The organism is Bradyrhizobium genosp. P (genome assembly GCF_049949265.1).
Lineage (GTDB): Bacteria > Pseudomonadota > Alphaproteobacteria > Rhizobiales > Xanthobacteraceae > Bradyrhizobium.
This window is the reverse complement of sequence record NZ_CP188195.1, coordinates 565,648-585,495: the sequence shown is the minus strand read 5'-3', so window position 1 is coordinate 585,495 and position 19,848 is coordinate 565,648. Positions and strand designations below refer to the sequence as shown.

Sequence of the window (19,848 nt, the reverse complement as noted above, 5' to 3'; positions counted from 1 at the left end):
AAACCCGCGATGACAGAACATCCCCTGGTGACCGCGCTTCGGGCGCATGAGGCGGAGATGATCGACATCCGTCATCAGATCCATCGCAACCCTGAAGTCGGGTTCGAGGAAATCCGCACCGCCGCCCTGGTCGCGGACAAGCTGCGCGCGTTCGGCCTCGATGTGACCGAGGGAATCGCCAAGACCGGCGTGGTGGCGACCTTGAAGGGCCGGCAACCCGGTCAGCGCGCGATCGGCCTGCGCGCCGACCTCGACGCGCTGCATATCCAGGAGGTGCCGGGGCGCGACTATGGCTCGACGGTGCCTGGCAAGATGCACGCCTGCGGCCATGACGGCCACACCGCGATGCTGCTCGGCGCTGCGCGCTATTTGTCGGAACATCCGGATTTCGGCGGCACGGTGAACTTCATCTTCCAGCCGGCGGAGGAAGGTCTCGCTGGCGGTAAGAAGATGGTCGAGGAAGGGCTGTTCGAGAAATTCCCGGTCGATGCAGTCTACGGCATGCACAATATACCCGGCATTCCGGTCGGCCGTTTCTGCACCCGCACCGGCCCGTTCCTTGCGGCAAGCGACAGCTGGGAAGTGAATTTCCTCGGCACCGGCGGCCATGGCGGCGCCGGCGCGCATCTGGCGACTGACGCGACGCTGCCGACCGCGCAGTTCATCATGGCGATGCAAACCATCGTCAGCCGCTCCGTGCCGGCGATCGAGACCGCGGTCGTCAGCGTCGGGTCCATCATGGGCGGCGATCCCGGTTCGCCCAACATCATTCCGTCGAAGGTCACGATCACCGGCACCGCGCGCTCCTACAAGCCGCACATCCGCGATCTCCTGGAAGAACGCTTGACGGCGCTGGCGCACGCCCAAGCCACGGCGTTCGGCTGCACCGCCGAGGTCATCTACAATCGCCGCTACCCACCCCTCATCACCCACGCCGAGCAGACCGACATCTCGATATCAGCGGCATCCGACCTGGTCGGCGCCGCGCAAGTCGATGGCAATGTCCCGCCGGTGACCGGCTCGGAGGATTTCTCCTTCATGCTGGAAGCAAAGCCGGGCGGCTTCATCATCATCGGCAACGGCATGGCGGCCGACGGCTCATTCCATAACGTCCATACGCCCGGCTATGATTTCAACGACGACATCCTCGCGCTCGGCGCAGCCTATTGGGTGAAGCTCGTCCATACCGAACTGGCGGTGGGGAAATAACCCCACCGTTCAACTAGAGCGTTTTCGAGCGAAGTGGCCGCCGGTTCGCGTGAAGAAAACGCGTCAAAACAAGAATCTGGAGCTTCGGTTCTGATTCAATCCGAACCGAAAATGCTCTAGAGCGTTTTCATGGTTGGTGACGATAACCGGCATCGGCGAGAAAGTTCAGGCATTCTGTTGGCGAGAAGCGGGTAAGCTTCGGCGATTGCGTTGTCGAGGGCTTCGAGAGTTCGTGCGCCTGCCTTGCGCAGCAGGGACTTTAATTTGGCGAAGAACTGCTCGATCGGATTGAGGTCCGGGCTGTATGGCGGCAGATAGCGCAACATCGCACCGGCCGCCTCAATGGCTTCGCGGACGCCCCTGACCTTGTGGCTCGACAGATTGTCCATCACGACAATGTCGCCCGACCGCAGCGTCGGAACGAGGAACTGCTCGACCCAGGCGAGGAATGTCTCGCCGTTCATCGGGCCGTCGAAGACGCACGGCGCGGTCATGCCGTCCTGGCGCAAAGCTCCGACGAAGGTGGTTGTTTTCCAATGGCCGTGCGGGACTGTGCAAACGAGCCTCTTGCCGCGCGCGCAGCGGCCGTAAAGCCGGGTCATTTTGGTGGACGCGCCGCTCTCGTCGATGAAGACCAGGCGCTCCGGGCTCAATTCCGCCTGACCGGCGCGCCATTCCACACGCGCCTCGGCGACATCGGCCCGATCTTGCTCCGCAGCTCTCAGTGACTTTTTTTGAGCGTCAGGCCGAGCTGGCGCAGGCGCTTCCACAAGCAGCCGATACTGACCTTCACGTCGTGCGTGGCCAGCAGCCACGCCCGGATCTCCTCCAGCGTGGCGTCTGGCTTGTGCACGATCCGCTGGCGCAGCGCTTCATCGTGAGCAGCAAGTTTCGGAGCCGGCCCGCGGCCCGACGGGCGAGCCGTCGTCTCGCCAGTCGCCCGCCAACGCCCCAGCGCCTTGTAAATGTAGGAAACGCTGACCCGCAGCAGCGGCGCTGCCTGATACGCTCCCATTCCGCCGTCGACGACGGAAATGACCCGTTCACGCAAATCTTGAGAATAAGGTGCTCCCATCAAAGCCTCCGCCTCGAATCAATGCGGAAACTGAATCATGGAGCAACCGCGCTGGGAATCCTCCGATTCCACCAATTGTGAAAATGCTCTAGGCGGCATCATCGACCTTCAGGACGCCGCGGCGGATCTGGTCTTCCTCGATCGATTCGAACAGCGCCTTGAAGTTGCCTTCGCCGAATCCGTCGTCGCCCTTGCGCTGGATGAATTCGAAGAAGATCGGCCCGATCGCGTTGGCCGAGAAGATCTGCAGCAATACCTTGGTCTGGCCGCCCTCGACCACACCCTCGCCGTCGATCAGGATGCCGTCCCTGCGCAACCGCGCGACATCCTCGCCGTGCTTCGGCAGGCGGGCGTCGATCCGCTCGAAATAGGTCTCCGGCGGTGCCGGCATGAAGGGCAGGCCGGCTTCGCGCAGCGTTTCGACGGTGCGGTAGACGTCGTGGGCGCCGCAGGCGATGTGCTGGATGCCCTCGCCGCGATAGATGTTGAGATACTCCTCGATCTGTCCGGAATCGCCGGCGTCCTCGTTGATCGGAATCCGGATCTTGCCGTCCGGGCTGGTCAGCGCGCGCGAGAACAGGCCGGAGGCGCGGCCCTCGATATCGAAGAAGCGGATCTGGCGGAAGTTGAACAGCTTTGAATAGAAACCGGTCCAGACATCCATGCGGCCGCGATGCACGTTGTGAGTGAGGTGATCGATATAATAGAGACCCGAGCCCGCGGGACGCGGGTTCGCCGCACCGAGCCACTCGAACTCGCCATCATAGGCCGAGCCCTTGGCGCCGTAGCGATCGACGAAATAGAGCAGGCTGCCGCCGATGCCTTTGATCGCGGGAACGTCGAGCGTCTTTTGCGCGGACGAGGCATCGGCCGGCTCGGCGCCGAGCGAAAGCGCGCGCTCATAAGCCTGCCTGGCGTCGACCACGCGGAACGCCATCGACGGTGCGCACGGCCCGTGCGCTGCGACGAAGTCGAAGCCGTGGGAACCGGGCTCCTCATTGACGAGGTAATTGATATCGCCCTGCCGATAGACCGTGATCGCCTTGGTCTTGTGGCGGGCGACCGGGGCAAAACCCATCAGCTTGAACAGGGCATGCAGTTCGTCCGGACGGGGGTGGGCATATTCGACGAACTCGAAGCCGTCGGTTCCCATCGGATTGTCGGTCGTGATTTCGGCCGGCGGCGCATCGTGCGGAAACGGACCCATAGCGGACTCTCCCTGATTTGGCTGGAGACGAGTTTCCGCCGTTTGCTGCGCAACGTGCGTGCAAAATACTCTGCCATTTGCTATAATCATGCATGATTTGTGCATAAAAATGGTATTTGACGCATGATTAACGTCGACGCTTTCGACCTCAGGATGCTGGCGGCGCTGCAGGACGACGGCCGGCTGACCAACCAGCAACTGGCCGACCTTGTCGGCCTGTCCGCCTCGCAATGCTCACGCCGCCGGATGCGGCTCGAGGAGGAGAAGGTGATCTCGGGCTACCATGCCGACCTCGCCGGCGAGGCGCTCGGCTTCGGCCTGATCGCCTTCATCCACATCACGCTGGCGACCCATTCGCCGGACAATGCGAACAGGTTTCGCGAGTTGGTCAACCGCGTCGACGACATCCAGGAGGCCTATGCGCTGACCGGCGATGCCGACTACCTCCTCAAGGTGATCCTGCGCGATCTGAAGAGCCTTTCCGACATCGTCAACAATGTGCTGATGCCGCACCAGAGTGTCGCGCATGTGCGTTCGTCGATCGTGCTCGACCGGCTGAAGGAAAGCTCGAAGCTGCCGCTGAAGGTCTTGCAGGGATAGCGTGGCGCAAATCGAGGGAAATACGGCATTCGCTTCCGCAGGGTGATTTGCGATCATCCCTCCAATATCCGGCAAGAGAGACGACCATGGCGCTGCAGCTGCGACCGAACTGCGAATATTGCGACAAGGACCTGCCGCCGAGCGCGACGGAAGCGCGGATTTGCTCCTACGAATGCACGTTCTGCGCCGACTGCGCCGAGACCAAGCTCGGGAATGTCTGCCCGAACTGCGGCGGCGGTTTTGCGCCGCGGCCGATCCGGCCCGCGCAGGAATGGCGGCCCGGCGTGAGCGCGGCGAAGCAGCCGCCTTCGGACAAGCGGGTGCATCTGAAATTCAGCCTCGAGGACTGTGCGGCGAATTCGGCGCGGCTGAAGGATATCCGGCCGGAGGAACGGTGAGGCAGGTGCGCAATTGCGCACCGGGGAAGTTCGAGTTTCCGGGTTCGATGCTGCGCATCGCCCCGGAATGACGGGGAGCATCACTCGGCCGCGACGATCGTCCCTTCGACCTCGCCGAAGCCAACGCGATAGCCATCGCCCTGGCACCAGCCGCGCATCACTAGCGAATCGCCGTCTTCGAGGAAGGTGCGCTTGACGCCACTTGAGAGCTCGACCGGCTCGGTACCGTTCCAACTGATCTCCAGGAGACTGCCGCGCTGCTGCTTCTCCGGCCCGGAGATCGTGCCGGACCCTAAGAGATCGCCGATATTCATCGCGCAGCCGCTCGACGCATGATGCACGAGCTGCTGCACCGAGGACCAGTACATGTATTTGAAATTGGTGCCGCAGATCGTCGTCGATTCGTTCATCGCACCAGCGCGCAAGCCAACATCGAGCGCGAGATCGTAATTGTTCGCACCTGCCTGCTTCAGATAGGCCAGCGGCTCCGGCTGCTGCGCCGGGCCCTGCATCCGGAACGGCTCCAGCGCCTCGCGGGTCACCACCCAGGGGCTGATCGAGGTCGCGAACGCCTTGGCCTGGAACGGGCCGAGCGGCACGTACTCCCACTGCTGGATGTCGCGCGCGCTCCAGTCGTTGAGGATGACAAAGCCGAAGATCATCTCCTCGGCCTGCGCCTCGGTTAGCATCTCGCCCATCGCTGACGCCTGGCCAACCACCACGCCCATCTCCAGCTCGAAATCGAGCCGCTTGCACGGACCGAAGCTCGGCACGTCAGCGGTGGGCGGCTTGAGCTGCCCACGTGGTCGGCGGACTTTGGTGCCTGACACCACAACGGTCGAGGCGCGGCCGTTGTAGCCGATCGGCATATGCAGCCAGTTTGGCTGCAACGCGTTGTCCTTGCCGCGGAACATGACGCCGACATTGGTGGCGTGCTCCTTCGACGAGTAAAAGTCGGTATAGCCTGCGACCGTGAATGGCATGTACAGCTTCACATCCGCCATCGGCACCAGCGCCCGCGCCCGCAATTCCCTGTTGTCACGCAGCTCCGGGTGATCGGAGCGCAGCAGCTCGCTGATCCGCACCCGCGTTGCCGACCACACCTTCGGCCCCAGCGCCATGAACGGATTGAGTGACGGCTGCGAGAATGCGCCGAGCGGCCCGACATCGAGCCGCGAGTCCTGCTCGAGCTCCCAGAGGTCGAGCACATAATCGCCGATCGCAACGCCGACGCGCTGGGCGAGCCCGTCCTTCGACGAGAACACGCCGTAGGGCAGGTTCTGGATCGGGAAGTCGGAGGTCGGCGCGACGTCGATGAAGGAGCGGAGTTTCGGGTCGTTGGGGTGGGGCACGAGATGTCTCCGATGACGATGTTGTCATCGCCGGGCTTGACCCGGCGACCCATCGCTTTTGAAAAGATGGGTGGCCCGGTCAAGCCCGGCCATGACGGCTGTATTTTTTACGGCTTGTTCGGATCGAACTTCTTCTCCAGGCCCTTCCAGCAGTCGGAATAATCGTCCTGCAGCGTCGACGCCGTCGCGGCATGCCGCGTCACGCGTTGGGGAAACCGGGTCTCGAACATGAAGGCCATCGTGCCGGTCAGCTTCACCGGCTTCAGCTCGCTATTGCTGGCGTGCTCGAAGGCATCGCGGTCCGGGCCGTGCGGCAGCATGCAGTTGTGCAGCGAGATGCCGCCGGGGACGAAGCCTTTCGGCTTGGCGTCGTAGACGCCGTAGATCAGGCCCATGAATTCCGACATGATGTTCATGTGGTACCACGGCGGACGGAAGGTGTTGTCGGCCACCAGCCAGCGCTCCGGAAAGATCACGAAATCGATATTCGCGGTGCCCGCGGTCTCCGACGGCGAGGTCAGCACCGTGAAGATCGAAGGATCCGGGTGGTCGAAGGCGATCGCGCCGACCGGCGAGAAGGCGCGCAGGTCATATTTGTACGGCGCGTAGTTGCCGTGCCAGGCGACCACATCGATCGGCGAATGCGGCAGCGTGGTCTTGAACAGCGAGCCGCCCCATTTCACGTAGAGTTCGGTCGGCGTGTCCTTGTCCTCATAGCTTGCCACCGGCGTCAGGAAGTCGCGCGAATTGGCGAGGCAATTGGCGCCGATCGGACCGCGCTCTGGCAGTGTGAAGGCGCCGCCATAGTTTTCGCAGAGATAGCCGCGCGCAGGCCCTGCCGGAATCTCGACGCGGAACTTGACGCCGCGCGGGATCACCACGATCTCGCCGGGCTCGGCATCGATGCGGCCGAACTCGGTGACGAAGCGCAGATTGCCCTGCTGCGGCACGAACAGCAGCTCGCCATCGGCATTGTAGAAATGCTGGTCCACCATCGATGTGGTGATGAGATAGATATGCGCTGCCATGCCGGCTTGCGTATTGGCATCGCCAGCCGTGGTCATGGTCTGCACACCCTGCAGGAAGGTCATGTCCTCCTTCGGGATCGGCGCGGGGTCCCAGCGCAGTTGCGCGATCGGCATGTCGTACTCATGACACGGCGCGGTTCGCCACAGTCCGGCATCAACCTTGGCGAAACGGCCGGAGTGCCGCACCGAGGGGCGGATGCGATAGAGCCAGGAGCGCTCATTGGTGCCGCGTGGCGCCGTGAACGGCGAGCCTGATAATTGCTCGGCATAGAGCCCATAGGCGCAGCGCTGTGGCGAGTTGCGGCCCATCGGCAGCGCGCCTGGGAGTGCCTCGGTCTCAAAGCTGTTGCCGAAGCCGGACATATAGCCCGCCGTCACCTGTCCGGTGCTGCGAACGATCTGATCAGGCGAGGTGTTGATATTCATGGTCATCCTCCTCCTTGCAGGGCGGCCCACATTTCCTGGTCGCGCTTGTCGGTCCAGATCACGGGATCGTCGATCCCGGACGCCTCGTCATAGGCACGGGAGACGTTGAACGGCAGGCAGTGCTCGTAGATCGCGAAGCTGGAGAACTTCGGGTCCATCACCTCGCGGGTCGCGGCCATCGATTCCTTCAGCGTGCGGTCCTTGGCGACCGACGTCTCGGCGGCACCATAGAGCGTGGTGACGAAATCGCGGGTCATCGCGATCGCGTCACGCGTCGTGGCAAGGCCGGTCAGCGCATCGCCACGGCCGGGCGCAATCGCCTTCGGATTGAAGGCGCGGATCTCGTTCAGCGTCATCGGCCATTCGCGCAAATGGGCGTCGCCGCAATAGCAGGCCGAGTGGTATTCGATGAGATCGCCGGAGAACATCACTTCGGCATCCGGCACCCAGGCGACGATATCGCCCGAGGTGTGGCCGGCGCCAAGCTGCATCAGCCGCACTTCACGCTTGCCGAGATAGATCGACATCTCGCCTTCGAAGGTCAGCGTCGGCCAGGTCAGGCCGGGAATGCTTTGCGCATCCTGAAACAGGCGCGGGAAGCGGCCGTATTCGGAATCCCAGTCCTGCTGGCCGCGCTCCTCGATCAGGCGATAGGTCTCCTGCGAGGCGACGATGCCCTGCGCCTTGTAGGCCGAGGCGCCAAGCACGCGCACCGCGTGATAATGCGACAGCACGACATATTTGATCGGCTTGTCGGTGACTTTGCGCACCCGCTCGATCACCTTGTTGGCCATCGCGGGCGTCGCCTGTGCGTCGAACACCAGGCATCCGTCCTCGCCAACGATAACAGCGGTGTTGGGATCGCCCTCGGCGGTGAAGGCGTAGAGATCGGTTCCGATTTCGGAGAAGGTAACCTTCTTTTCCGCCATATCGGTCGTCGAAGCAAAACCTTTGGCCATCAGTTCAATCCTGTCCGTTCATAAGCGTGGTGAGATGAGGTCGGATGACGACAGCGACGAAGCTGCGCTCCCTCTCCCCGTCCTTACGGGGAGAGGGTTGGGGTGAGGGGCCATCTCCGCATACACGGCGATCGACGCGCCCGCGGAAACTCCCCCTCACCCGGAACGCATCTGACGATGCGTTCCGACCTCTCCCCGCAGGCGGGGCGAGGTGAAGCCGCGGCTCGATTCGATACAGTGTCATCTTGGCCCGCACTATTGTTGTTGCTGCTGTTGCTGCTGGCTCTCATCCAGCATCCGCCGTCTCGCCAGCACGATCGCTTCCCTGAGCACATCGATATCGCCGATATGATTGGCGAGCACCAGAACCAACGCCGCGTCGAGATCGGCGCTTTGCGCCTCGGTCAGGCCGCGATGCGCCTCGACGACGGTGCGGAAGGCATCATCGGGCTTTGCAAAATTCGAGCTGGTCGACAGCGCCATGGGCGAAACTCTCAGTTCAGGCCGGATGCGCGCGCCAGCGCCGCATCGAGCACGGGCCTCGAGGCCTTGCGGAAGCGCGCGGCGACGTAACCGTCCGGCCGCAGCAGATAGGCCGTATCAGGCTCGGCGTCGTAACGCTTGGCAGCAAGGCCTTGTGCATCGACCAGGCCAGCCTCGCCGCCAATGCGGATCGCCCCGACGCCTTCGGGCAGATCCGTCGCCGCGCGATTGCTAAACTCCAGCAGCGTGAAGCGCGTTCCCTGCTTGATGAAGGCCTCGGTCAGATAAATGGAACCGCCGTTACGGTCGGCCATCGGCGCATCCAGCATCGAGGCACCGGGCCGCGGGCCGCCGCGCCAAATATCACGATCTTCCGTCGAGAGCGCCGAGTCATAGATCGAAGGCACTGAGAGCCGGCCGCCATTGACCATGCGCTTGCCGAACTCGGTATCCTCAGCGAGCGACAGCACAGCCTGGCGCAGCCGCGCCTCCTGACGCGTCACCGGTGCCATGAAGTCGGTCGAGCGCGTCGACTCGCGAATGTTCTCGTCCGCAGCCGCGCTGCGCTCGACATGATAGCTCTCCAGCAATCCCTCCGGTGAGAGCCCGCGCAGGACGCGGTCGAGCTTCCAAGCCAGATTCTCGGCATCCTCGAGCCCGGAATTGGCGCCGCGCGCGCCGAACGGGGACACCTGATGAGCGGAATCGCCGGCGAAGATCACCCGTCCATGGGTGAATTTGGCCATCCGCCGGCATTGGAACTTGTAGAGCGAGATCCACTCGAACTCGAACTTGTCATGCCCGAGCATGCGCGCGATCCGCGGCCGCACATTCTCCGGCAGCTTCTCCACCGCTGGATCGGCATCCGGATTGAGCTGCAGATCGATCCGCCAGATGTCGTCCGGCTGCTTGTGCAGCAGCGCCGAGCGCCCGGCATGGAATGGCGGATCGAACCAGAACCAGCGCTCGGTCGGGAACGCCGCGGTCATCTTGACGTCGGCGATCAGGAACTGGTCCTCGAACACCTGACCGGCGAAGTCCGCGCCGACCATCTGCCGCAGCGACGAACGGGCGCCGTCGCAGGCGATCACGAAGGAGGCATGCACCTGGTACGTGCCGTCGGGCGTCGCAATCGTCAGCGCGATGCCATCGTTGCGGCTCTCAAGCGAGATCACCTTGTTGCGCCAGCGCAGGTCGATCTCGGGCAGCTGCCCGACGCGATCGACCAGATAGGCCTCCGCATAAAACTGCTGCAGATTGATGAAGGCAGGCCGCTTGTGGCCCTCCTCGGGCAGCAGATTGAACTGATAGAGCTGCGAGTCGCCATGAAAAATCTTGCCGACGCTCCATACCACGCCTTTGTCGACCATGCGGTCGCCGACGCCGAGGCGATCCCAGAACTCCAGCGAGCGCTTCGAGAAACAGATCGCGCGCGAGCCTTCGCCGATCCGATCGGCATCGTCGAGCAGCACGACGCGCTGGCCGCGCTGCGCCAGATCAATCGCCAGCGAAAGCCCAACCGGACCAGCGCCCACCACGACGACCGGATGTTCCGCCAAATTGGCGCCCGCCCGGTCCTGATCGGGATGGCGGCGATAGCCGAACTGGGTTTTGGCCTGTGCCGGTTTGGCTTGTGCCATTGCGCGACCCTGGATGTTCCCCTTTAGCCGCCGGTCTTGGACGTTGATCTTGTATGACAAGCTTGCGACCGGCGCGCGATCTTGCTAAATTAGTCTCACTTGCAACTATCTTAAACTCCCAGTCGGGCCCGCCGTCAACTCAAATTGGAGCGATTATTGGCCAGGACATCCACAAGCCAGCCTCCGCCCCGGCCGCGCCCCGCCGACGAGACCGATCTGCGCGACGATGCCGCACCGAGAAAGAAACGGCTCGATCTCTTCCACTTTGTGCCGTTTCGCCTGAACCGGCTCGCGGCCGAGGTCAGCTCGGCGCTGTCGAGCGAATATCAGGCGCGCCACGACCTCGACATTCCGGAGTGGCGTGTGCTCGCCACGCTGGGCTTCCGCAATGGCGCCTGCAGCGCGCAATACATCGCGCATTGCACCCGCACGCATAAATCCACCATCAGCCGTGCCGTCTCGGCGCTGATGGAGCGCGAGATCGTCGAGCGCGTCGAAAACGAGGACGATCGCCGTGAATTCCGCTTGCAGCTCACAAAGAAGGGCCAGGTGCTCTACGAAGACCTGATTCCGCGCCTGTTGCGCAAGGAGCAGGAGATCCTCTCATGCCTGTCCGCCCAGGAGCGCCGCGATCTCGGCCGTCTCCTCGGCAAGGTCGAGAAGAGCCTTGAACTGGTGCAAACCAGCGAAGAGGCCGACGCGAAGGAAGCGTATTAGGCAGGATGTAGGGCGGATCAGCGCAGCGTAATCCGCCATCAAGTTGCAGTCACGCCCCGCCAATATGTTTCGCGATCACCGGGAAGTAATTGTCCTTGGATCCCTTATCGATCGCCTCCTGCAGGATGGTGCCGATCAGCTCGGCACCGCGGATCTTGATGCCGGCATCGGCCGCAAGTTCCAGCGCGTAGGACAAGTCCTTCAGCGCATAGTCGGTTGAGAATGCCCGCTCCGGAAACACGCCTGTACGATCGCCTTCATGCCGTGGTTGCGCAGCGCAAAGCTGTCGGCGGAGCCCTTCGACAAGGTGTCGAGCAGTAGCTTCGGATCAACGCCGTTGTGTTTCGCCAACGCGACCGCTTCGGCGAGCGCGTTCACCGTCTCGAACAACACCATGTTGTTGAGGATCTTTGTGACCTGCCCCGCGCCGATGTCGCCGCAATTGGTGACGTCGGTGGCAAAGCAGCGGATCAGGGGCTCGATTGCGGCATAGAGCGCCGGAGCTGCGCCGACCATCACGCTGAGCGTGCCGTCCTGCGCCGCCTGCCGGGTGCGCGCGATCGGCGCGTCCGCCCAGGCAGCGCCCTTGGCCTGCAATTGCCTTGCGAAGTCGCGAGTCTGGTTCACCGACGATGTGCCGAGATCGACGACGACCTGGCAGCTCCTGATGTTTTTCAAAATGCCGTCACCTTCAAACACCGCGCGCACATGTTTTGCGCTCGGCAGGCAAAGGAACAGCAGATCGCTTTGCGTAATGACATCAGCCACGGAGCCTGAGATCTCCGCACCCTCGGCACGCAGCCGCTGCAACGGCTCGGGCGCGAGATCGAAAGCGATCAGGCGCTTGCCGCTCTTCTTCACGAGATTGCGGCAGATCGGCTCGCCCATCACGCCGAGGCCGATGAAGCCGAGGGTCTTATAGTCAGTCATATCAGTTCTTCTTTTTGACGTTTGTTGGCGTGATCCGGAGTCACACTATTTCGCGAACGACCGCGACGGTGTGAGATGCAAGGCAAACGCATCCACCTTGTCGCTGGCGCGCGGGTAGATCTCGCTCACGATCGGATCATGGCCAGGGATGAAGCGGTCCGGATGACCGGCGAGCCGCTCGACGGTTTCCCAGCCACTCGCCATGTCGCCAACATTGTAGACGATCGGGAACGGGCTGCGCTTGTGCAGGTTCGCATAGTAGTGCGCGGCATCGGACGCCAGCACGACGGGTCCGCGCGCGGTCTCGACCCGCACCACCTGCAGACCGTCGGAATGACCGCCGACGCGATGCACCGTGACGCCGGGCGCAATCTCGCCATCGCCGGAGTGGAAGGTGACACGCTCGCCATAGACGTGACGCACCATCTGCGTGACGTGCTCGATCGAGAACGGATGACGCAGCATGCCGTTGCACATGCAGCGGCCGGTCGCGTAGCTCATCTCGCGTTCCTGCAGATGGAATCTGGCGTTCGGAAAGCGGTCGAGATTGCCGGCATGGTCATAGTGCAGATGGGTGACGATGACGTCGCGGATCGCATCGGCGCTGACGCCGAAGTTAGCCAGCGCGTCGACCGGGTTCAACGTCAGCTTGCGGGCGCGCGCCTTGGCTTCCTCGGCGTTGAAGCCGGTGTCGACCAGGATATCGCGTCCGTGGCCGCGGATCAGCCAGACAAAATAATCGAGGTCCTGGGCGGTGGTGTCGTGCGGATCGGGCACCAGGAAGTTCAAATGAGGTGTGCGCGGCGACATCGTCGCGTAGCGCAGGGCGTAGATCTCGTAGGCGTTTCCCATCGGTTTCGCTCTTGTTTGCATGTCTTGTTTGGCCCGCCAGGAAGCCATCGCCGCGCACAAAGGTCAAACCAGGCGTGACGGTGACAGGCGCATGACGGGGCGGTCACAGCCTCTGTGAGTGGGGTCACATTAACCGCTGGCGGGAACTTGCACCATGCCCGAATGGCGATGCTGTCATGACCACGCGCAATCCCTGAAAGGCTTTCCGGAAGACTCGCTCGCAATTGATGCCGGTGCCGCAAGCGATTGACGAGGTATGGCCGTGGTTTGATAATGGATTTTCGCTAGAGTAAGGTCGCCGCGGCGCAAGCTGGAATCGGCGCCATTTCATTTGGAATGCCGCGATCTGGATTGCCGCGATCATGAAAATTCGCCTTGCGTTGCTCGCCTCGTTGATGTTGTCGATCGCGTCGTCCGCTCCGTCCCTCGCCGCCGGGGACCGTTTCGCGCTGGTCATCGGCAACGCCAAATATCCCGACGCCGACGCGCCCCTGAAAGAGCCGATCAACGATGCACGCGACGTCGCCGATGAGCTCAAGCGCGACGGCTTCACCGTCGATGTCGGCGAGAACCTGACCGGCGACGGCATGCGCCGCGCCTTCGACAAGCTGTATGGCAAGATCAGGCCGGGCTCGGTCGCGCTGATCTTCTTCTCGGGCTACGGTATCCAGTCGAACCGCCAGAGCTACATGATCCCGGTCGATGCGCAGATCTGGGCCGAGTCGGACGTGCGCCGCGACGGCTTCAGCCTCGAGACCGTGCTCGGCGAGATCAACAGCCGCGGCGCCGGGGTGAAGATCGCCCTGGTCGACGCCTCCAGACGCAATCCGTTCGAGCGCCGGTTCCGCAGCTTCTCCGCGGGCCTTGCCCCGGTGATCGCACCCAACGGTACGCTGGTGATGTATTCGGCCGCGCTATCGTCGGTGATCTCGGACAATGGCACCGACCACAGCCTGTTCGTGCGGGAACTCCTGAAGGAGATCCGCACCCCCGACCTGATGGCCGAGGAGACGCTGAACCGCACCCGGGTCGGCGTCACCCGCGCCTCGCGCCAGGAACAGGTGCCGTGGATTTCGTCGTCATTGGCCGAGGATTTCTCCTTCATCCCGGATGGCACGCCGCGGCCTTCGAACCCCCTGCCGGCACCGCAACCCGAAGTGGCGACGACACCGCCGGCGCCGCCGATCCAGACCGGGACGGCCCCACCGCCGGCTCCGCCCGCACCGCCGCCGAAGCCGCCCGAGATCGCGCTGGCGCCGCCACCGCCTCCGGCGCCGCCTGTCATCCAGCCGGCACCGGTCCCGCCGGCCAGCCCGCCTACCGACGACGCGACGATCAAGGAGCTGACCGACAAGCTCGACAAGAATCCAGACGATGCAGCGGCCCTGTACCGCCGCGGCCAAGTCTATGCGAGCAAGGGCTTCTACGACCTCGCGATCAAGGACTTCACCAATTCGCTGCGGGTGAATCCGAAGGACGTCGAGGCCTATAACAACCGCTGCTGGGTCCGCACCGTCGTCGGCGATCTGCAGGCGGCGCTGAAGGATTGCAACGAGGCGCTGCGGCTGCGGCCGAATTTCATCGACGCACTCGACAGCCGCGGGCTGATGAATCTGAAGAGCGGGCAGAACAAGAATGCGATCGCCGATTTCGACGCCGCACTGAAGATCAACCCGCGCTTGACCTCCTCGCTGTACGGCCGGGGCCTCGCCAAGAAGCGCAACGGCTCGATCGCGGAAGGCGATCTCGACCTCGCCAATGCCAGGGCGATGGACCCGAATATCGTGAAGGAGTTCGCCGAATACGGTGTACAATGACATGTATTTGAGGCGTGTATTTGAGGCCTGCCCGCGGCTCTCCTCGAACCGCAGACGGAATTCGCAGACCAATCCAGAGAGTGCCGGCAATCGATTTGAGTAGTCATTTGGAACCGCGCGGGACGCGCGCAGGAGGGACCGATATGTTCAAGCCGTCCAGAAATCTGACCGCCATCCTTGTCATCACCGCCGTCGGCGCCGCGCTGTCGTTCGGCATTGTCGCCGCCCGCGCCGGCGACGACGTCACCGAGGACCAGATCGTCAAGGCGCTGACGCCCGAGAAGAAGCCGCTGACCCGCGGCCTGTCGGCTGGCCCGCAGACCTCGCCCGAGCTGAACCCCGATCAGGCCAAGTTCGTGCAGACCGTCCGCGGCCGCGCCACGCGCTCGCTGTCATCGGCCGAGCGCGAGGAGATCGCGACCATCGTCCAGGACAAGCCGAAGATCGATCTCGAGATCAATTTCGACTACAACTCCGCCGACGTCAGCGCGAAATCGCTGCCCTCGGTGCAGGCCCTCGGCCGTGCCTTGACCAATCCGAACCTGAAGGGCTCGACCTTCGTGGTCGCCGGCCACACCGACGCCGCCGGCGGCGAGGAATACAACCAGGGCCTCTCCGAGCGCCGCGCCGATGCCATCAAGCGCTATTTGGTCGACAAATTCGGCATCGCCGGCGCCGACCTCGTCACCGTCGGCTATGGCAAGAGCAAGCTGAAGGACCCGAGCCAGCCGATGGCGGACGTAAACCGCCGCGTGCAGGTCGTGAACATGGAAAACAAGGCCACCGCGTCCAAATGATACCCGAGCGATGGGCGTGGCGTGCCGTGTTTTTTTGAGGTTAGAATGCGTCCCGCACCCTGGCGGGACGCATTTGTTTTTGGGGTGAGCCCCAAAGCAGCCTTTGCGTGACCTGCTTCATATCGTGACCTGCTTCATATGAAGTCAGAGCATGATTCCCGACAATGGACATCTGATGTCTGCATGCTCGGGCAACAAGGCGGCGAGCGGGATGGCGTTTCGAGGAGCGCGGATGACGCGCCTAGTTCTGGATTGATCCGGCGATGAACTTCTCCCAGTACCTCAAGCCTGCGCTCGGAACGGTCGTCTTTGTCGGGCTCGGCGCCGCCTATTACGCGTTCGATCATCGCTCCCATCCGGAGGAAAAGGAGACGCCTGGCCAGGCGCAGGTCCTGGTGACCAAGTCGACCAATGCCTGCTTCTCCGACATGGTCCGTGTCACCGGCTTCATCGTGCCCCGCCGCGAGGCGCAGGTGAATGTCGACCAGGAAGGCTCCAAGGTCACGGACGTGTTCGTCCGCGAAGGCGACACCGTCACCGAGAACCAGGAGCTGGCACGCCTCAGCGCGCCGCCGCAGCAGGCCGCCCAGGGCAATAACCGGCCGATCTCATTGCGCGCGCCGGCGGCCGGCCTCGTCACCGAGGTACGCACCGCGGCCGGCGCGCCGGCCTCGCCGCAGTCACCGCCGATGTTCAAGATCTCCATCAACAACGAGATCGAGCTCGACGCCGAAGTGCCGGGCTTCCAGCTCTTGAAGCTCAATCCGGGCGCCAACGTGCGGATCAGCCGCGACGACGCGCCCGATATGGTCGGCAAGGTCCGCCAGATTTCGCCGCAGATCGACCGTACCACCCAGCTCGGGCATGTCCGGATTTCCCTGAACAACAATCCGACGCTGAAGGTCGGCATGTTCGCGCGCGCCAACATCGACGCCAAGCGCTCCTGCGGCGTCGCGGTGCCGCGCACCGCGATCGACCGCCTCACGTTGCAGGTGGTGAAGGGCAACACGGTCGAGACGCGCAAGGTTCGCGTCGGCCTGACCTCTGATACCTTGACCGAAATCCTTGAAGGCCTCGACGTCGGCGAAACCGTCGTGGCCGATGCTGGCACCTCGCTGCATGACGGCGACCAGATCAAGACCGTAGTCGCCGACGACCTCGATCGCACGCGGACACGCTAATGGCTCTGAATATTTCGGCATGGTCGATCCGGAACCCGCTTCCCTCGATCGTCTTCTCGATCATCCTGCTGGTGCTGGGCTGGGTCTCGTTCACCAAACTCGCGGTGACGCGGCTGCCGAGTGCCGACATTCCGGTGATCTCGGTCGCAGTCTCGCAGTTCGGCGCGGCACCCTCGGAGCTTGAATCGCAGGTCACCAAGACCATCGAAGACGGCGTCTCCGGCGTCGAGGGCGTACGCCACATTTCCTCGTCAATCACCGACGGCCTGTCGGTCACCACGATCCAGTTCGCGCTGGAGACCAACACCGACCGCGCGCTGAACGACGTCAAGGACGCGGTCACGCGTGTGCGCGCCAACCTGCCGCAGAACGTCACCGAACCGTTGATACAGCGCGTCGATGTGATCGGCCTGCCGATCGTCACCTACGCCGCGATCTCGCCCGGCAAGACGCCGGAGCAGCTGTCCTATTTCGTCGACGATGTGGTCAAGCGCGCGCTGCAGGGCGTGCGCGGCGTTGCGCAAGTCGAGCGCATCGGCGGTGTCGAGCGCGAGATTCTGGTGTCGCTCGATCCCGACAAGCTGCAGGCGGTGGGGCTCACCGCGGTCAATGTCAGCCAGATCCTGCGCGGGACCAATGTCGACGTCGCCGGCGGCCGCGCCGAGATCGGCAAGAACGACCAGGCGATCCGGACGCTGGCCGGCGCCAAGACGCTGAACGAGCTTGCCGGCACCATGATCCCGTTGTTCGGCGGCGGCGAGGTGCGGCTCGACGATCTCGGCACCGTCACCGACACCATCGCCGATCGCCGTACCTTCGCCCGCTTCAATGGCGAGCCGGTGGTGGCGCTCGGCATCAAGCGCTCCAAGGGCGCCAGCGACGTGGTGGTCGCAGCCGCCGTGCAGAAGCGCATCGACACGCTGAAGGCTGCCTATCCCGACGTCGACCTCAAGCTGATCGACACCTCGGTCGAGTTTACCAAGGGCAATTACGAGGCGGCGATCTCGACCTTGTTCGAGGGCGCAATCCTCGCCGTCGTCATCGTGCTGCTGTTCCTGCGCGACATCAGGGCCACGGCCATCGCGGCGGTCTCGCTGCCGCTGTCGATCTTCCCGGCGTTCTGGGCGATGGACATCCTCGGCTTCTCGCTCAACCTGGTCTCCTTCCTCGCCATCACGCTGTCGACCGGTATCCTGGTCGACGACGCCATCGTCGAGATCGAGAACATCGTCCGCCACATGCGGATGGGTAAGACTCCGTATCGCGCGGCGCTCGAAGCCGCCGACGAGATCGGCCTCGCGGTGATCGCGATCTCGCTCACGATCATCGCGATCTTCGCGCCGGCGAGCTTCATGTCCGGCATCGCCGGGCAATTCTTCAAGCAGTTCGGCATCACCGTGTCGGTGCAGGTGTTCTTCTCGCTGCTCGCCGCGCGGTTCGTGACGCCGATGCTGGCTGCCTATTTCCTCAAGCACCATGCCGACGACGATCCGGCGCCCGGCCGCATCCTGAACGCCTATCACGGCCTCGTCACCTGGTCGGTGAAGCACCACTACATCACCGTGGCGGTCGGCTTCGGAGTCTTCGCCGCGTCGATCTGGAGCATCACGCTGCTGCCGCAGGGCTTCCTGCCGGCGCAGGACACCGCGCGCTCGCTGCTCGCGATGGAGCTGCCGCCGGGCTCGCAGCTTGCCTATACCGAGAAGGTCACCGAGGAGATCGTGGCGCGCTTGCGCAAGCGGCCCGAGGTGCGCAGCGTGTTCGTCGATGGCGGGCGTGTGCCGCCGGGCCTGGTGGAGGTGCGCCGCGCCGCGCTGATCATCAACTACACGCCGAAGACCGATCGCAAGATCACCCAGCGCGAGCTCGAGCTTTCGATCGGCAACGAACTCGAGAACGTGCCCGACATCAGGTTCTGGTTCCTCGATGAGAACGGCCTGCGCGCGATCTCGCTGGTCGTCACCGGGACCGACAGCAACATCGTCAACAACGTCGCCAGTGAACTGGCGACGCAGATGAAGCGGATCCCGATCATCGCCAACGTGATCTCGGAGACCTCGCTCGACCGGCCCGAACTGCGAATCCGTCCGCGCGCCGAACTCGCCGCGAGACTTGGCGTCTCGACCGAAAGCCTCTCGCAGACCATTCGTGTCGCCACTATCGGCGACGTCGGCCCGGCGCTGGCCAAATTCGACGCCGGCGACCGGCAGGTGCCGATCCGCGTCCAGCTGGAGGATAATGCGCGCAGCGACCTGCAGATGCTGGAGCAGCTGCGCGTGCCGCTCGGCCAGCACGGCGAGCGCGGCGGCGTTCCGTTGTCCGTCGTCGCCGACATTCAGCTCGACCAGGGGCCGACCAGCATCAACCGCTACGACCGTGAGCGGCAGGCAACCGTCGCTGCCGATCTCGTCGGCAACGCCGCGCTCGGCGACGCAACCAAGCTGATCTACGACCTGCCGGTCATGAAGAGCCTGCCCAAGGGCGTGAAGGTCAGCCCGTCCGGCGATGCCGAAAGCCTCGCCGAACTGTCCGACGGCTTTGCCACCGCGATCACGGCAGGCCTGATGATGGTCTACGCAGTGCTGGTGCTGTTGTTCGGCACCTTCCTGCAGCCGATCACCATCCTGTTCTCGCTGCCGCTCTCGATCGGCGGCGCGATCGGCGCGCTGCTGCTGACGGGCAAGCAGCTCACCACGCCGGTGTGGATCGGCATCCTGATGCTGATGGGTATCGTCACCAAGAACGCCATCATGCTCGTGGAATTCGCGGTGGAGGCGATCCGCGACGGCACGCCACGCCACGAGGCGATGATCGACGCCGGTATGAAGCGCGCCCGCCCGATCGTGATGACCACGATCGCGATGGCCGCCGGCATGATGCCGTCGGCGCTCGCCTTCGGTGCTGGCGGCGAATTCCGCTCGCCGATGGCGCTTGCCGTGATTGGCGGCCTGATCTTCTCGACCGTGCTGTCGCTGGTGTTCGTGCCGGCGATGTTCATGGTGATGGACGATATCGGCGCCCTGATCTGGCGCTTCGGCAAGCGCCTCGTGGTCTCTCACGCCGACGATGAACTGCCGCCGAGCGACCAGCACGCCGCGCCGCCGGCCAAGGGACCCCCGAGCCCGCCGCCGACCATGATATCGCCCGCGGCGGAGTGAGTCCGGCGTCTCGCCGGCC

The 19,848-nt window shown here is 63.7% G+C and carries 16 protein-coding genes and 2 pseudogenes; 8 read left to right on the top strand and 10 right to left on the bottom strand.

What is annotated here, in order from left to right; genetic code table 11:
* Window positions 1-9 precede the first annotated feature (9 nt).
* Window positions 10-1,209 (top strand): M20 aminoacylase family protein, encoded by a 1,200-nt coding sequence (locus tag ACP2YO_RS02900; protein ID WP_426438886.1) that lies wholly within the window; start codon window positions 10-12, stop codon window positions 1,207-1,209.
* A gap of 127 nt (window positions 1,210-1,336) precedes the next feature.
* On the opposite strand, the pseudogene ACP2YO_RS02895 reads toward ACP2YO_RS02900, so the two are convergent.
* Together ACP2YO_RS02895 and hppD are read right to left on the bottom strand one after the other, a co-directional pair.
* Window positions 1,337-2,284 (bottom strand): annotated as a pseudogene (locus tag ACP2YO_RS02895) (IS630 family transposase).
* Between the two features lie 88 nt (window positions 2,285-2,372).
* On the bottom strand, window positions 2,373-3,491 hold the full coding sequence (gene hppD / locus ACP2YO_RS02890; protein WP_426438884.1) for a 4-hydroxyphenylpyruvate dioxygenase: 1,119 nt from the start codon (window positions 3,489-3,491) through the stop codon (window positions 2,373-2,375).
* Between the two features lie 123 nt (window positions 3,492-3,614).
* Between hppD and ACP2YO_RS02885 the strand changes: the two genes are divergently transcribed.
* Both ACP2YO_RS02885 and ACP2YO_RS02880 read left to right on the top strand, forming a co-directional pair.
* Entirely contained in the window at window positions 3,615-4,091 is a 477-nt protein-coding gene (locus tag ACP2YO_RS02885; RefSeq protein ID WP_426438882.1) for an Lrp/AsnC family transcriptional regulator, read from the top strand.
* Window positions 4,092-4,177: 86 nt separating this feature from the next.
* Window positions 4,178-4,489, top strand: a complete 312-nt coding sequence (locus ACP2YO_RS02880) for a DUF1272 domain-containing protein (protein ID WP_426438880.1) — start codon at window positions 4,178-4,180, stop codon at window positions 4,487-4,489.
* An 80-nt stretch (window positions 4,490-4,569) separates the two neighbouring features.
* Here ACP2YO_RS02880 and fahA read toward each other — a convergent pair whose 3' ends face one another.
* From fahA to ACP2YO_RS02855, 5 genes are all read right to left on the bottom strand, one after another.
* Complete coding sequence (fahA, locus tag ACP2YO_RS02875; RefSeq protein ID WP_426438878.1) at window positions 4,570-5,841, bottom strand: fumarylacetoacetase; 1,272 nt, start codon at window positions 5,839-5,841, stop codon at window positions 4,570-4,572.
* 107 nt (window positions 5,842-5,948) lie between these two features.
* On the bottom strand, window positions 5,949-7,295 hold the full coding sequence (gene hmgA / locus ACP2YO_RS02870) for a homogentisate 1,2-dioxygenase (RefSeq protein ID WP_426438876.1): 1,347 nt from the start codon (window positions 7,293-7,295) through the stop codon (window positions 5,949-5,951).
* Between the two features lie 2 nt (window positions 7,296-7,297).
* A complete protein-coding gene (locus ACP2YO_RS02865; protein ID WP_426438874.1) occupies window positions 7,298-8,254 on the bottom strand; it encodes an MBL fold metallo-hydrolase in 957 nt (318 codons plus the stop codon).
* A 255-nt stretch (window positions 8,255-8,509) separates the two neighbouring features.
* Entirely contained in the window at window positions 8,510-8,737 is a 228-nt protein-coding gene (locus ACP2YO_RS02860; protein WP_426438872.1) for a DUF2783 domain-containing protein, read from the bottom strand.
* 11 nt (window positions 8,738-8,748) lie between these two features.
* A complete protein-coding gene (locus tag ACP2YO_RS02855; protein ID WP_426438870.1) occupies window positions 8,749-10,377 on the bottom strand; it encodes an FAD-dependent oxidoreductase in 1,629 nt (542 codons plus the stop codon).
* A gap of 156 nt (window positions 10,378-10,533) precedes the next feature.
* Between ACP2YO_RS02855 and ACP2YO_RS02850 the strand changes: the two genes are divergently transcribed.
* Window positions 10,534-11,094, top strand: coding sequence for a MarR family winged helix-turn-helix transcriptional regulator (locus ACP2YO_RS02850; RefSeq protein ID WP_426438868.1), 561 nt, complete (start codon window positions 10,534-10,536; stop codon window positions 11,092-11,094).
* Between the two features lie 49 nt (window positions 11,095-11,143).
* Here the strand turns inward: ACP2YO_RS02850 and ACP2YO_RS02845 are convergent.
* The 3 genes and pseudogenes from ACP2YO_RS02845 to ACP2YO_RS02835 form a co-directional block, all read right to left on the bottom strand.
* Window positions 11,144-11,982: pseudogene (locus tag ACP2YO_RS02845) on the bottom strand (NAD(P)-dependent oxidoreductase).
* 87 nt (window positions 11,983-12,069) lie between these two features.
* Window positions 12,070-12,876: an N-acyl homoserine lactonase family protein gene (locus ACP2YO_RS02840; RefSeq protein WP_426438866.1), complete on the bottom strand. Its 807-nt coding sequence runs from the start codon at window positions 12,874-12,876 to the stop codon at window positions 12,070-12,072.
* A gap of 124 nt (window positions 12,877-13,000) precedes the next feature.
* The gene (locus ACP2YO_RS02835) at window positions 13,001-13,240 is read right to left on the bottom strand and encodes a hypothetical protein (protein WP_426438864.1); all 240 of its coding nucleotides are present in this window, start codon (window positions 13,238-13,240) and stop codon (window positions 13,001-13,003) included.
* On the opposite strand from ACP2YO_RS02835, the gene ACP2YO_RS02830 reads away from it, so the two are divergent.
* The 4 genes from ACP2YO_RS02830 to ACP2YO_RS02815 all read left to right on the top strand — a co-directional run bounded on the left by ACP2YO_RS02830 (window position 13,239) and on the right by ACP2YO_RS02815 (window position 19,829).
* Window positions 13,239-14,693 carry a caspase family protein gene (locus ACP2YO_RS02830; RefSeq protein ID WP_426438862.1) on the top strand — a complete coding sequence of 485 codons (1,455 nt, stop codon included), beginning with the start codon at window positions 13,239-13,241 and terminating at the stop codon, window positions 14,691-14,693. The two genes, ACP2YO_RS02835 and ACP2YO_RS02830, sit on opposite strands and share 2 nt — an antisense overlap.
* Before the next feature lie 143 nt (window positions 14,694-14,836).
* Window positions 14,837-15,490: an OmpA family protein gene (locus ACP2YO_RS02825; protein WP_426438860.1), complete on the top strand. Its 654-nt coding sequence runs from the start codon at window positions 14,837-14,839 to the stop codon at window positions 15,488-15,490.
* A 263-nt stretch (window positions 15,491-15,753) separates the two neighbouring features.
* Window positions 15,754-16,671 (top strand): efflux RND transporter periplasmic adaptor subunit, encoded by a 918-nt coding sequence (locus ACP2YO_RS02820; protein ID WP_426438858.1) that lies wholly within the window; start codon window positions 15,754-15,756, stop codon window positions 16,669-16,671.
* Entirely contained in the window at window positions 16,671-19,829 is a 3,159-nt protein-coding gene (locus ACP2YO_RS02815; protein ID WP_426438856.1) for an efflux RND transporter permease subunit, read from the top strand. The genes ACP2YO_RS02820 and ACP2YO_RS02815 overlap by 1 nt, the downstream gene beginning before the upstream one ends.
* The last annotated feature ends 19 nt before the right edge of the window (window positions 19,830-19,848 follow it).

Excerpts from the sequence above, each read along its gene's own strand:
- ACP2YO_RS02900 (WP_426438886.1), top strand. The coding sequence starts at position 10 with ATGACAGAACATCCCCTGGTGACCGCGCTTCGGGCGCATGAGGCGGAG.
- hppD (WP_426438884.1), bottom strand. The coding sequence starts at position 3,491 with ATGGGTCCGTTTCCGCACGATGCGCCGCCGGCCGAAATCACGACCGAC.
- ACP2YO_RS02885 (WP_426438882.1), top strand. The coding sequence starts at position 3,615 with ATGATTAACGTCGACGCTTTCGACCTCAGGATGCTGGCGGCGCTGCAG.
- ACP2YO_RS02880 (WP_426438880.1), top strand. The coding sequence starts at position 4,178 with ATGGCGCTGCAGCTGCGACCGAACTGCGAATATTGCGACAAGGACCTG.
- hmgA (WP_426438876.1), bottom strand. The coding sequence starts at position 7,295 with ATGAATATCAACACCTCGCCTGATCAGATCGTTCGCAGCACCGGACAG.
- ACP2YO_RS02865 (WP_426438874.1), bottom strand. The coding sequence starts at position 8,254 with ATGGCCAAAGGTTTTGCTTCGACGACCGATATGGCGGAAAAGAAGGTT.
- ACP2YO_RS02860 (WP_426438872.1), bottom strand. The coding sequence starts at position 8,737 with ATGGCGCTGTCGACCAGCTCGAATTTTGCAAAGCCCGATGATGCCTTC.
- ACP2YO_RS02855 (WP_426438870.1), bottom strand. The coding sequence starts at position 10,377 with ATGGCACAAGCCAAACCGGCACAGGCCAAAACCCAGTTCGGCTATCGC.
- ACP2YO_RS02840 (WP_426438866.1), bottom strand. The coding sequence starts at position 12,876 with ATGGGAAACGCCTACGAGATCTACGCCCTGCGCTACGCGACGATGTCG.
- ACP2YO_RS02830 (WP_426438862.1), top strand. The coding sequence starts at position 13,239 with ATGAAAATTCGCCTTGCGTTGCTCGCCTCGTTGATGTTGTCGATCGCG.
- ACP2YO_RS02835 (WP_426438864.1), bottom strand. The coding sequence starts at position 13,240 with ATGATCGCGGCAATCCAGATCGCGGCATTCCAAATGAAATGGCGCCGA.
- ACP2YO_RS02825 (WP_426438860.1), top strand. The coding sequence starts at position 14,837 with ATGTTCAAGCCGTCCAGAAATCTGACCGCCATCCTTGTCATCACCGCC.
- ACP2YO_RS02820 (WP_426438858.1), top strand. The coding sequence starts at position 15,754 with ATGAACTTCTCCCAGTACCTCAAGCCTGCGCTCGGAACGGTCGTCTTT.
- ACP2YO_RS02815 (WP_426438856.1), top strand. The coding sequence starts at position 16,671 with ATGGCTCTGAATATTTCGGCATGGTCGATCCGGAACCCGCTTCCCTCG.